This window comes from Pseudomonas glycinae (assembly GCF_001594225.2).
Taxonomy (GTDB): domain Bacteria; phylum Pseudomonadota; class Gammaproteobacteria; order Pseudomonadales; family Pseudomonadaceae; genus Aquipseudomonas; species Aquipseudomonas glycinae.
Map to the genome: position 1 here is coordinate 4,900,917 of NZ_CP014205.2, position 12,031 is coordinate 4,912,947.

A 12,031-nucleotide genomic window follows, 5' to 3' on the forward strand; every position below is an offset into this window, starting at 1 on the left:
GTCGTGCGCGCGACCATCCAGTCATTGCGCCTGAACAGGCCGAAGAACGGATGCACCTTGGCTTTCGGGCAAGGCTGGGTGCCGTCGCGCGGGTCGTTCTGGCGCGTTATCTAACCAGTGAACAGCACCGGCTGCGGGTCTGGAGCCCACCACCACGGCACTACACGGTGTTGAAAAGTCTGCTAAACAAGCGTGTGCAGCTGATGAAGGCCCGAGTCAGTATCATGCTGAGCTGGTCAAACGAACCTCTCCTTGAAGATCTTTTGGCCCATGGGTTGGAGCATTTCAAACAGCTTGATCAGGCCATTCAGGAATTACTCCGCAAAGTCAGCCAAGAGGCCGGCATTAGCGAAAACATCAGACGCTGCAAAGCGATTGAAGGGATTGGTGAACTCACGGCAACGGGCTTGGCAACTACGTATATGCGAGGTGAGTTCGCCAGCGCCGATGCGTTCATCGCCTTTCTGGGAATGGATTTGAAGGCAAAGGACTCAGGCAAGAAACACAGTCCTCGCCACTTGAGCAAAAAAGGTGACGGAGAATTACGGCGTCTTGCACACAATGCAGCTATGGCAGCTTGTCGGTCCCCTGTTTGGAAACCGTTCTATGAATCCTATCTGGCAAGAGGTCTAGCCAGAACTCAGGCTTTGGTCATCCTCGCCCGTAAGCTTTGCCGGGTGGCATTCGCCCTCATGAAAAATCAGAGCGAATACCAACCCAATTTAAGGTTGCAGGGTTCCCCTGCAACATAGAATCTCCCACAGGGTCAGCCTATGTACTCGGAATTCTGGAAAAAAACCGGAGCCCATATCAGGCTCCGGTTTTTTTTGGTCAGTGGGTTCTCATCCCCGCCGCATACATCGCCAGTTTCAACAGACTCGCCACCACCGCCAACGAGACCACGCTGCCGGACCAGATCAGCAACAGCCAGCCCAGGCGCTTGTACCAGCGACTTTTCACTTCACGCATTTCAATGGTAGCCATCGCCGATCCTCACTTTGCCGCGGAACACGTAGTAGCTCCAGAAGGTGTACATCAGGATCACCGGCAGGATGAACAGCGCACCGATCAAGGCGAACAGCTGGCTGGTGGCCGGTGAAGCCGCCGCCCACAGGCTGACCGACGGCGGGATGATGTTCGGCCAGATGCTCAGCGCCAGCCCGATGTAACCGAGGAACATCAGCACCAGGGTGAACACGAACGGCCAGTGGGTGTGCCGCTGACGCAACGAACGCAACAGCCCGAACAGCGCCAGCACCGCCAACACCACCAGCCCGGCGAACACGATCAGATGCGCATGGTTGAACCAACGTGTGGCCAGTTCCGGGTGCAGTTGCAACGTCCACGCGCCGATCACCACCACCATCGCCAACAACAGCCACGCCAGTGGACGGCTGTAGTGACGCATCCGCGATTCGAGCATGCCTTCGGTCTTGACCAGCAGCCAGGTACTGCCGAGCAAGGCGTAAGCAATCACCAGACCGACGCCGCAAACCAGCGGAAATGGCGCCAGCCAGTCGAGACCGCCACCGGCAAACTGCCGATCCACCACCGGAATCCCGGCCACATACGCGCCGATCACCACGCCCTGGGAGAACGTCGCCAGCAGCGAACCGCCGATGAACGCCCAGTCCCACAGGTGACGTTTTTCCGCCGGCGCCTTGAAGCGAAACTCGAACGCCACACCGCGGAAAATCAGCCCCGCGAGCATGAAGATCAGCGGCAGATACAACGCCTCCAGAATCACTCCGTAAGCCAGCGGAAACGCGCCGTACAACGCCGCGCCGCCGAGCACCAGCCAGGTTTCGTTGCCGTCCCAGACGGGTGCGACGGTGTTCATCATCACATCGCGTTCCTGCTCGTCGCTGATCATCGGGAACAGGATCCCGAGGCCCAGATCGAAACCGTCCATGATCACGTACATCATCACCCCGAAGGCAATGATCACGCCCCAGATCAACGAGAGATCGATACCTTGAATACCCATGACTCAACGCTCCTTTATCAGTGGATCCGGGTCGCGGATTCGAGGTTGTCGGTAACCGCCGAAAGTGGCCGACGCGGGGTCTGCAGCTGAGTGCCTTCGGGCGGGTGTTCGTGGTGCGGCTGCGGGCCCTTGCTCACCAGTTTCATCATGTAGCCGATGCCCACGGTGAACACCGAGCAGTAGATGACGACGAACAGCGCCAGCGAGGTGCTCATCTGCGCCACCGAGTGATGGGACGCGGCGTCATGGGTGCGCATCAGGCCGTAAACCACCCACGGCTGACGCCCGACTTCGGTGGTGATCCAACCGGCCAGCAGCGCAATCAGTCCGCTCGGCCCCATCAGCAGCACCAGTCGCTGGAAGCCGCGATGCCGGTAGACCTTGCCGTTGCGCCGCAACGCCAGACCCAGCACGCCGACGAGGATCATCAACATGCCCAGCCCGGCCATCACGCGGAAGCTCCAGAAAATCACGGTCGAGTTCGGCCGGTCTTCTTTCGGAAAGCTCTTGAGCGCCGGGATCTGCTTGTCGAGGCTGTGGGTGAGGATCAGGCTGCCGAGGTACGGAATCTCGATCGCGTATTTGGTCTTCTCCGCCTGCATGTCCGGAATGCCGAACAGCACCAGCGGGGTCGGCCCGTTGTCGGCGTTTTCCCAGTGGCCCTCGATGGCGGCGATTTTCGCCGGTTGGTGTTCCAGGGTGTTCAAGCCATGAGCGTCACCGACCACCGCTTGAATCGGCGCCACGATCAGCGCCATCCACAGCGCCATGGAGAACATCTTGCGCACTGGTTTGCTGTCGTTGCCGCGTAGCAAATGCCAGGCCGCCGAAGCGCCGACGAAGAACGCCGTGGCGACGAACGCAGCAATCGCCATGTGCGCCAGACGGAACGGGAACGACGGGTTGAACACGATCGCCAGCCAGTCGACCGGCATTACCCGACCGTCGACAATTTCGAAGCCTTGCGGGGTCTGCATCCAGCTGTTGGAGGCGAGAATCCAGAAGGTCGAGATCAGCGTGCCGATGGCGACCATCACCGTGGCGAAGAAATGCAAGCCACGGCCCACGCGGTTCCAGCCGAACAGCATCACCCCGAGGAAACCGGCTTCGAGGAAGAACGCGGTCAGCACTTCATAGGTCAGCAACGGCCCGGTGACGCTGCCGGCGAAGTCGGAAAACCCGCTCCAGTTAGTGCCGAACTGGTACGCCATGACCAGCCCCGACACCACGCCCATGCCGAAGTTGACGGCGAAGATCTTCGACCAGAAATGGTAGAGATCGCGGTAAGTGTCGTTACGGGTTTTCAGCCACAGGCCTTCGAGCACCGCCAGGAAACTCGCGAGACCAATGGTGATCGCCGGGAAAATGATGTGGAACGAAACCGTGAACGCGAATTGAATTCGCGCCAGGTCCAGTGCCTCCAGGTTGAACATGATGATGTCCTCATCAAGGCTGAAAAGCGGCAGCACACGGCCGGGCCACCGCCAGGCGCGAACGCCTGCAGCCAGTCAAAATGCAAAAGGGTTGGATCGCGTGGGTCGGCTACGCCACCGACGACGGGATCAGGTTGCTCGCCTCGGCGGCTTCGAGGCGGATCGCCACGAATTTCGAGGTCGGCGTGTAGGTGCGGTCACCGTAGCTTTCCAGCGGCACCAGCGGATTGGTCTCCGGGTAGTACGCAGCGGCTTGCCCCGCTGGAACGTCGTAGGCGATCAGAGTGAAACCGCTGACCCGACGCTCGCGCTCGTCGCCCCACAGCGCCACCAGATCAACCTTCTGCCCCGGTTCGAAACCCAGTCGGCGGATGTCCTGTTCGTTGGCGAACACCACGTCGCGCATGCCGTAAACCCCGCGATAACGGTCGTCGAGGCCGTACAGCGTGGTGTTGTACTGGTCGTGGGAACGCATGGTTTGCAGGATCAGATGCGGTTTGACCGGCAGGTTGCGAACGCCTTCGCTGATCAGGTGCTCCGGCAGCACGCACGGAGTGAACTGGGCCTTGCCGGACTCGGTTTTCCAGACCCGGTCGGAAGCGTTGTTGCCGAGATGGAAACCACCGGGGATCAGCAGCTTCTCGTTGAAGTTCTCGAAGCCCGGAATCACGTCGGCGATCAGGTTGCGGATACGCCCGTAGTCGCCCACCGCCCATTCCCAATCGATCGGGTGTTTGCCCAACGTGGCGGCGGCGATCCCGGCAATAATCGCCGGCTCGGATTTCAGATGCGCCGACTTCGGCTTCAGTTGGCCGAACGACAAGTGCACCATGCTGAAGGTGTCTTCCACCGTTACGCCTTGCGGGCCTTCGGCCTGGACGTCGATGTCGGTACGGCCCAGGCACGGCAGGATCAGCGCATCACGCCCGGTCACCAGATGGCTGCGGTTGAGTTTGGTCGAGATGTGCACGCTCAGGTCGAGTTTGCGCATCGCGGCGTGGGTGCGCGGGGTGTCCGGCGTAGCTTGAGCGAAGTTGCCGCCGAGCCCGATAAACACCTTGGCTTCGCCACGTTCCATGGCACCAATCGCCATGACCGTGTTGTGGCCGTGCATCCGCGGCACCTTGAAGTTGAAGCGCTTTTCCAGGGCATCCATCAGTTCGGTCGGGGCCAGTTCGTTGATGCCCATGGTGCGGTCGCCCTGCACGTTACTGTGGCCGCGCACCGGCGACAGCCCGGCCCCCGGACGGCCGACATTGCCGCGCAGCAGTTGCAGGTTGATGACTTCCTGCAGGGTCGGCACGGAGTGCACGTGTTGGGTCAGGCCCATGGCCCAGCACATGATCACGCTCTTGGCCCGGGCATACATGCGTGCGGCCAGTTCGATGTCATGCAGCGGCACACCGGACTGCTCGACGATGTGCTCCCAACTCGTGGCATCAATTTCGGCCAGATAACTGTCGAGACCCGACGTGTGCTCGGCAATGAAGGCGTGATCGAACACCGGTTCGCCGCCGGTAGCCTGGGCTTCGCGCTCCCACTCCAGCAGGAACTTGGCCATGCCGCGAATCATCGCCATGTCGCCGCCCAAGGCCGGACGGAAATACGCGGTGTTGGTCGCTTCCCAGCCGTTGCTGAGCATTTCGATCGGGTTCTGCGGGTTCTGGAATCGCTCCAGCCCACGCTCTTTCAGCGGGTTGATGCACACCACCTGCGCGCCACGCTTCACCGCTTCACGCAACGGTTCGAGCATGCGCGGGTGGTTGGTGCCGGGGTTCTGGCCGATCACGAAAATCGCGTCGGCGTGGTGCAGGTCTTCATAGACCACCGTGCCTTTGCCGACGCCCAGGCTCTCGCCCATGCTCACCGCGCTGGCTTCGTGGCACATGTTCGAGCAGTCCGGGAAGTTGTTGGTGCCGTAGGCGCGGACGAACAACTGATAGAGAAACGCCGCTTCGTTGCTGGCACGACCCGAGGTGTAGAACTCGGCCTCGTGGGGCGATTTCAAGCCTTTGAGGTGTTTGGCGATCAGCGCGAAGGCATCGTCCCAGGTAGTTTCCACATAGCGGTCGACCCGCGCGTCGTAGCGCATCGGATGGGTGATCCGGCCCTGGTATTCGAGCCAGTAATCGCTTTGCTCGGCCAGCGTCGAGACTGTGTACTTGTTGAAGAACGCCGGATCGACCAGGCGGCCGGTGGCTTCCCAGTTCACCGCTTTGGCGCCGTTCTCGCAGAACTTCAGCATGCTCGCGCCGGGTGCTTCACCCCAGGCACAACCTGGGCAGTCAAAGCCGCCGTTCTGGTTGGTCTTGAGCATGGCGCGGATGTTTTTCAGGGCGTTCTCACTGCCCAGCCAGTTCTTGGTGAGGCTGATGACAGCGCCCCAACCCGCAGCGGCGCCCTTGTAGGGTTTGTAACGGTCGACTTGTGACATGGGACTTCTCCATGACGATGCACACAGGCAAAAACCTGATCGGGTTTAAACAGCGACGACTGACTTTCAAGTTAGAAAACGGTCGTTTCGTTTGACGGTGCCAAGGATAGGAACCGCTGCAAAAACTTGTCTAATCGCTATTAATGACTGCGTTATCGAAAGCATCTATCACGGACTTAAACCCTTTAAATACGGGCACTTGCAAAACTAAGAAGGGAAAAACAGCAAATAATTATTTCATCATCGACAGCATCAATCGGCCGGTCATTAAGAGTGATTGGACGCTGTCTCAAGTTGCTCATAACCTGCGCCGACCCAATCCCTTCAATAGCGGATTTCACCCAAGCGAGGCTGTCATGTCAGAGCGCGTCTTGATCGATGGTTACAACCGCCGCGTCGACTATCTGCGCATGTCGGTCACCGACCGCTGCGACTTTCGCTGCGTGTATTGCATGGCTGAAGACATGCAGTTTCTGCCGCGCCAACGGGTGCTGACGCTGGAGGAGATCTATCAACTGGCGCAGAGCTTCGTTGCGTTGGGCACCCGCAAGATCCGCTTGACCGGTGGTGAGCCGCTGATTCGCCCGGGCGTCGTCGGGTTGTGCAAGCAGATCGCCGCCCTGCCCGGCCTGCGCGAACTGTGCCTGACCACCAACGGCTCGCAGCTCGGCAAACTCGCCAGTCCGCTGTTCGACGCCGGGGTCAAACGCCTCAACGTCAGTCTCGACAGTCTTGATGCCGAGCGCTTCAAGCAGATGACCCGCACCGGTGACCTGACCCAGGTGATCGACGGCATCGACGCCGCGCGCGCCGCCGGATTTACCCGCACTAAACTCAACTGCGTGGTGATGCAGGGCCGCAACGATCACGAGATCAACGATCTGGTGCAGTTCGCCATCGAGCGCGATCTGGATATTTCCTTCATCGAGGAAATGCCGCTGGGGATCATCAGCGAACACAGCCGTGCCGAGTCGTTCTTTTCCAGCACTCAGGTGCGCGAAAAGATCGCCGAACGCTACACCCTGATCGACTCCGCCGAATCGACCCAGGGCCCGTCGCGGTATTGGCGGCTGGCGGAGGCACCGCACATTCGGCTGGGGTTCATCTCGCCCCACAGCCACAACTTCTGCGGCACCTGCAACCGGGTGCGGCTGACCGTCGAGGGGCGTTTGCTACTGTGTCTGGGGAACGAGCATTCGGTGGACTTGAAGGCAGTGCTGCGCGCTCATCCGGGCCAACCGGAACGGCTGGAGAAAGCCATCATCGAAGCGATGAAGCTCAAGCCTTACCGGCACAACTTTGAAGTGAACGACGACGTGCAAGTGGTGCGTTTCATGAACATGACCGGCGGCTGATCCGCCACGTTTGCAAGGCAGAGAGCCGCATGATCATCCGACCCAAGGTCAATCAATTCGCCATTCTCTTCACCCTCAAGGGCTCGATTGCCAAGCGCATCGCCCTGCGCGCCCTGATGGTCACGCTGCTGGCGTCGGCCATCGTGCTGGTGGAAATGCTCCACCCGAGCAACTTCACCAAGGTCAACGCCACGCCGTTCACACTGCTCGGCCTGTCGCTGTCGATCTTCATGAATTTTCGCAACAACGCCTGCTACGACCGCTGGTACGAAGCGCGCAAGGCCTGGGGCGAAGTGATCGTGCATGTGCGTTCGGTGATTCGCGAGACCCATGTGATCCGCGAATCTGCCCAGCGTCGGTTATTGCTGCTTAACCTTTGTGGGTTCGCTCATGCGTTGAATGCGCGACTGCGCCGGGAAGACGAAGCCGCCGCCAGCGCCGAGTGGATCACCCCGCAACACGATGCGCAGGTGCCGGACTACAGCGGGCGAATTCTGCAGACGGTGGGTCAGCAATGCTCCGATCTGCATGAGGCGGGCGTTCTCAGTGAATGGCGCTACATGCTGCTGGCCAATCACCTGACCAGCCTGACCCAGGCGCAGGCGGTGTGCGAGCGGATCAAGAACACGCCGCTGCCCTTCCCCTACACCCTGCTGCTGCATCGCACGATTTACCTGTTCTGCATCCTGCTGCCGTTCGCCATGGCCGAACCGCTGGGGTGGCTGACGCCGCTGTTCACGGCGATTGTCAGCTACACCTTCTTCGGCCTGGATGCGATTGCCGATGAGCTGGAGGACCCGTTCGGCCGGGATGAAAACGATTTGCCGACCGATGCGCTGGTGCGGGGTATCGAGCGGGATATTCTCTCGGAGCTGGGGACTGAGCCGTTGCCGCCGGCGCTGAAACCGGTGGACTACGTCCTCAGTTAATCGACTGCCTCCCCTTCCGGGGAGGGAGACTCATCAATCCAGATGCGCCCAGGTCATGCGGAACGAAGCGCCGCCCCACGGCGAGTCGCCGACCTCGACCTGCCCGCCATGGGATTGCGACACCCGTCGCACCAGTGCCAGGCCAAGTCCGAAACCGCCCGTGCGGCGGTCGCGGCTGGCGTCCAGACGCGAGAACGGTTCGAAAATCTTCTCTCGACCGGCCAGCGGCACGCCCGGCCCGTCGTCGTTGACCTGAACTTCGTATTGATCGCCGATGCGCACCAGCGACACCTCGACCCGCTGCTCGGCATACCGGATGGCATTGCGCAGCAGATTGATCACCGCCCGCGCCATGAAACGCGGTTCGATCCGCACTTCGTCGACCCGGCAATCTACGATCAACAGCTGTACCCCGGCGGCCTCGGCTTCCAGCGCCACGCTACCGACCACGCTGTCGAGCCAGTTGGCAGCCTGAATGTTTTCGCGGGTGATCACCGTCGCGCCGCGTTCAAGGCTGGCGTAGGTCAGCAGTTCGGAGACCATTTCTTCCAGCTCGCCGAGGTCGGCGTACATGTCGGCGATCAGTTCGCGGTTCTGGCTGGCGTCCGGTTGCTGCTTGAGCTGATCGAGCTCGAACGACAACCGGGCAATCGGCGTGCGCAGTTCGTGAGAGACCGCGTTGGTCAGTTCGCGCTGATTGGCGATCAGGCCTTCGATGCGCGCCGCCATCAGGTTGAAGTGGCCGGCCAAGTCGCGGATGTTCGAGCGCTTGGACAGCTGGATACGTACCGAGAGGTCGTTGTCGCCGAAACGCTCGGCGGCCAGCCGCAGTTTTTCCAGATCGCGCCAGTGCGGGCGAACCCAGAAGTACAGGACGATGCCCAGCAGCACCGCCAGCATCAGGTAGGCCCCGGCAATGTAGAACGGCATCAGGCTCGGCTCGGGCGGCAGCTTGATGCTGAGCAACTGCGAACCACCGTCGATGTTGCTGATGAACTGGGTGTAATCGTCGCGGATCACCAACAGATCCTGAGCCAGTTCGGCTTTTTCCTGATCGTTGAGGTTCAGTTGGTCAGCCTCGATCAGGCTCAACGTCAGCCCGTAGTGCGGCCGCAACGCCTCCAGTTGCGCCTCGCGCGCCGCGCCCTGCTGGTCGCGCATGTGTTCGACCAGCGACCAGGCCTGACCGCGCACCGCCTCGCGGTTGTAGGCCTGCATCTGGTTGTCGAGCAACGCGTTGAAGGTGTGTTCGACGGTTTGCAGCGCCGCCACCAGTCCGACGGTCATCACCAGAAACAGCCCGAGAAATAACCGCAGCATCTACAACTCCCACGCGAACGGATTGAACAGGTAACCCTTGCCCCACACGGTCTTGATGCACACCGGTTCGCGAGGGTTGTCCTTGAGTTTGTTGCGCAACTTGCTGATGTACACGTCGACGCTGCGGTTGAGGCCATCGAACGCGATGCCGCGCATGCGGTTGAGAATGTCATCGCGCGACAGGATCTTGCCGGCAGCGCTGGCCAGCAGCCACAGCAGTTCGAATTCCATGGTGGTCAGTTCGATCAGCTCGCCCGCCAGACGCACTTCGCGGCAACTGCGGTCGATGACCAGATTGCCGAATTCCAGCGAGCTGACCACACCGCTGTCCGGCACCTGCCGGCGTTGCAGGGCCCGCAGGCGTGCGAGCAGAACAGGCGGCTTGATCGGTTTGATCACGTAGTCGTCGGCCCCGGACTCCAGGCCCAGAATATGGTCGAGGTCATCTTCCTTGGCCGTCAGAATAACAATCGGCGTGTCCGACACGCTGCGGATTTCCCGGCAGACGTGCAGGCCGCTCTGCCCCGGCAGCATCAGGTCGAGCACCACCACTTTGGGCTTGAATTCGAGAAACGCGGCCACGGCCAGGTCGCCGCGATGCACCGTGCGTACCTCGTAGCCGTGTTGTTCGAGAAAGTGGGCGATCAGTGCGGCCAGCCGCTCATCGTCTTCCACCAGCAGGACTCTGCCAAAACCCAGGTTATCCATAACAACCGCCGCCAACCCTCAGTGAAGTGGGCGACATTATGGCGGCATTCACAGGCGAGACACCTATTGCGGGCAGCAAAAACCGGCCACTTGGGCCGGTTTTCGCTGATGTTTCATACTCTTAAGAGTTTTTAACAATTCAGGCCGCGACAGGTACGCCGCTGTGGAAACGGAATTCCTCGTCCGGCGACTCGATCAGGTCCTGCTCGGCGGCGCGGACTCTCTCGATCACCTGGGCGATGTCCTTGGCGTCACCGTACTGGTAGGCCAGTTTCAGGTAACCCTGGAAATGCCGGGCCTCGCTTTTCAGCAGGCCGAAGTAGAACTTGCCGAGTTCTTCGTCCAGATGCGGCACCAGCGCTTCGAACCGCTCGCAACTGCGCGCTTCGATAAAGGCGCCGACCACCAGGGTGTCGACCAGTTTCACCGGTTCATGGCTGCGCACCACTTTGCGCAGGCTCGAGGCATAACGGCCGGCGTGGAGCTGGCGCAGTTCGATCTTGCGTCGCTTCATGATGCGCATCACCTGCTCGTGGTGCACCAGCTCTTCCCGGGCCAGACGCGACATCATGTTGATCAGATCGACGTGGGAATGGTACTTGGCGATCAGGCTCAACGCGGTGCTGGCGGCCTTGAACTCGCAGTTCTTGTGGTCGATCAGCAGGGTTTCCTGATCGGCCAGCGCGGCCTGGACCCAGGCGTCAGGCGTGCGGCAACCAAGGAATTCGTGGATTTCGGGAAGGATCATGGGGCTCACGGTCAAAAGGTGTTCGAGCGAAGGGCGCCGATTATACCGGCCTGCCCGCAGACCACCAGCCGCGCGCGTTGATATGCATCAAGTCGCAGACGGATGCGCAGCAACTATAGTTGTGCAACGCCGTGCCTTTTCATTGCTGGAGACTCACTCATGCAAGCCATTCGCAGCATTCTGGTGGTCATCGAACCCGAACACGCGGAAAGCCTGGCGCTCAAGCGCGCCAAACTGATCGCCGGGGTGACCCAGGCCCATCTGCACCTGCTGGTCTGCGACAAGAAGCACGATCACGCCGGCATGCTCAGCGTGCTCAAGGCCGCGCTGCTGGCGGACGGCTACAGCGTCACCACCGAACAGGCGTGGAACGAGAGCCTGCACGAAACCATCATCGATGTGCAGCAGGCTGAAGGCTGCGGGCTGGTGATCAAGCAGCACTTCCCCGACAGCCCGTTGAAAAAGGCCCTGCTGACCCCGGCGGACTGGAAACTGCTGCGCCACTGCCCTACTCCGGTGCTGCTGGTGAAGACCGCCGGTTCGTGGAAGGACAAGGTGATTCTGGCAGCGGTCGACGTGGGCAATGCCGACGGCGAACACCGTCATCTGCACACCACGATCATCGACCATGGGTTCGACATTGCCAGCCTGGCCAAGGGGCATCTGCATGTGATTACCGCTCATCCGTCGCCGATGCTGTCGGCGGCCGACCCGACGTTCCAGCTTAAGGAAACCATCGAGGCGCGCTATCGCGAGCAATGCCGGGCGTTTCAGGCTGAGTTCGACATCGATGACGAGCATTTGCATGTCGAGGAAGGCCCGGCGGACGTGTTGATTCCGTTCATGGCGCACAAGCTGCAGGCGGCTGTGACGGTGATCGGTACCGTGGCGCGCAGTGGCGTATCCGGTGCCTTGATCGGCAACACGGCAGAGCAGGTGCTGGATCAATTGGAGAGTGATGTGCTGGTGCTCAAACCGCAGGAGGTTGAAGACCATTTGGTGGAGTTGGCGGTGAAGCATTAACTATTGGGGCGCCTGCAAGGCCGTCATCGCTGGCAAGCCAGCTCCCACAGGGACTTAGGTGTGCACTCCATGGAGAGCTTTACACCATCATTGT

Annotated in this window: 10 protein-coding genes and 1 pseudogene; 4 read left to right on the plus strand and 7 right to left on the minus strand. The window is 60.7% G+C overall.

What is annotated here, in order from left to right:
* Positions 1-47 precede the first annotated feature (47 nt).
* A pseudogene (locus tag AWU82_RS22410) lies at positions 48-752 on the plus strand (transposase); the annotation flags it as partial.
* A 79-nt stretch (positions 753-831) separates the two neighbouring features.
* On the opposite strand, the gene AWU82_RS22415 reads toward AWU82_RS22410, so the two are convergent.
* From AWU82_RS22415 to AWU82_RS22430, 4 genes are all read right to left on the minus strand, one after another.
* Positions 832-984, minus strand: coding sequence for a DUF2474 domain-containing protein (locus AWU82_RS22415; protein ID WP_074688757.1), 153 nt, complete (start codon positions 982-984; stop codon positions 832-834).
* Positions 971-1,987 (minus strand): cytochrome d ubiquinol oxidase subunit II, encoded by a 1,017-nt coding sequence (cydB, locus tag AWU82_RS22420; protein ID WP_064380489.1) that lies wholly within the window; start codon positions 1,985-1,987, stop codon positions 971-973. Before cydB ends, AWU82_RS22415 begins: the two co-directional genes overlap by 14 nt.
* Positions 1,988-2,004: 17 nt before the next feature.
* A complete protein-coding gene (locus AWU82_RS22425) occupies positions 2,005-3,420 on the minus strand; it encodes a cytochrome ubiquinol oxidase subunit I (protein ID WP_064384067.1) in 1,416 nt (471 codons plus the stop codon).
* Positions 3,421-3,529: 109 nt separating this feature from the next.
* Positions 3,530-5,854, minus strand: a complete 2,325-nt coding sequence (locus AWU82_RS22430; RefSeq protein ID WP_064380491.1) for an FdhF/YdeP family oxidoreductase — start codon at positions 5,852-5,854, stop codon at positions 3,530-3,532.
* Between the two features lie 356 nt (positions 5,855-6,210).
* Here AWU82_RS22430 and moaA point away from each other — a divergent pair, with 356 nt between their 5' ends.
* Together moaA and AWU82_RS22440 are read left to right on the plus strand one after the other, a co-directional pair.
* Positions 6,211-7,209, plus strand: a complete 999-nt coding sequence (gene moaA, locus AWU82_RS22435; RefSeq protein ID WP_064380492.1) for a GTP 3',8-cyclase MoaA — start codon at positions 6,211-6,213, stop codon at positions 7,207-7,209.
* A gap of 29 nt (positions 7,210-7,238) precedes the next feature.
* Complete coding sequence (locus tag AWU82_RS22440) at positions 7,239-8,138, plus strand: bestrophin family protein (protein ID WP_064380494.1); 900 nt, start codon at positions 7,239-7,241, stop codon at positions 8,136-8,138.
* A gap of 33 nt (positions 8,139-8,171) precedes the next feature.
* Here AWU82_RS22440 and AWU82_RS22445 read toward each other — a convergent pair whose 3' ends face one another.
* The 3 genes from AWU82_RS22445 to miaE all read right to left on the minus strand — a co-directional run bounded on the left by AWU82_RS22445 (position 8,172) and on the right by miaE (position 10,914).
* On the minus strand, positions 8,172-9,458 hold the full coding sequence (locus AWU82_RS22445) for an ATP-binding protein (protein WP_064380495.1): 1,287 nt from the start codon (positions 9,456-9,458) through the stop codon (positions 8,172-8,174).
* A complete protein-coding gene (locus AWU82_RS22450; RefSeq protein ID WP_064380497.1) occupies positions 9,459-10,166 on the minus strand; it encodes a response regulator in 708 nt (235 codons plus the stop codon).
* A 139-nt stretch (positions 10,167-10,305) separates the two neighbouring features.
* On the minus strand, positions 10,306-10,914 hold the full coding sequence (gene miaE, locus AWU82_RS22455) for a MiaE family protein (protein ID WP_011334764.1): 609 nt from the start codon (positions 10,912-10,914) through the stop codon (positions 10,306-10,308).
* A 159-nt stretch (positions 10,915-11,073) separates the two neighbouring features.
* On the opposite strand from miaE, the gene uspL reads away from it, so the two are divergent.
* A complete protein-coding gene (gene uspL, locus AWU82_RS22460) occupies positions 11,074-11,937 on the plus strand; it encodes a universal stress protein UspL (protein WP_011334765.1) in 864 nt (287 codons plus the stop codon).
* Positions 11,938-12,031: the final 94 nt, after the last annotated feature.

Coding starts and splice junctions, on each gene's coding strand:
- AWU82_RS22415 (WP_074688757.1), bottom strand. CDS start 984: ATGGCTACCATTGAAATGCGTGAAGTGAAAAGTCGCTGGTACAAGCGC.
- cydB (WP_064380489.1), bottom strand. CDS start 1,987: ATGGGTATTCAAGGTATCGATCTCTCGTTGATCTGGGGCGTGATCATT.
- AWU82_RS22425 (WP_064384067.1), bottom strand. CDS start 3,420: ATGTTCAACCTGGAGGCACTGGACCTGGCGCGAATTCAATTCGCGTTC.
- AWU82_RS22430 (WP_064380491.1), bottom strand. CDS start 5,854: ATGTCACAAGTCGACCGTTACAAACCCTACAAGGGCGCCGCTGCGGGT.
- moaA (WP_064380492.1), top strand. CDS start 6,211: ATGTCAGAGCGCGTCTTGATCGATGGTTACAACCGCCGCGTCGACTAT.
- AWU82_RS22440 (WP_064380494.1), top strand. CDS start 7,239: ATGATCATCCGACCCAAGGTCAATCAATTCGCCATTCTCTTCACCCTC.
- AWU82_RS22445 (WP_064380495.1), bottom strand. CDS start 9,458: ATGCTGCGGTTATTTCTCGGGCTGTTTCTGGTGATGACCGTCGGACTG.
- AWU82_RS22450 (WP_064380497.1), bottom strand. CDS start 10,166: ATGGATAACCTGGGTTTTGGCAGAGTCCTGCTGGTGGAAGACGATGAG.
- miaE (WP_011334764.1), bottom strand. CDS start 10,914: ATGATCCTTCCCGAAATCCACGAATTCCTTGGTTGCCGCACGCCTGAC.
- uspL (WP_011334765.1), top strand. CDS start 11,074: ATGCAAGCCATTCGCAGCATTCTGGTGGTCATCGAACCCGAACACGCG.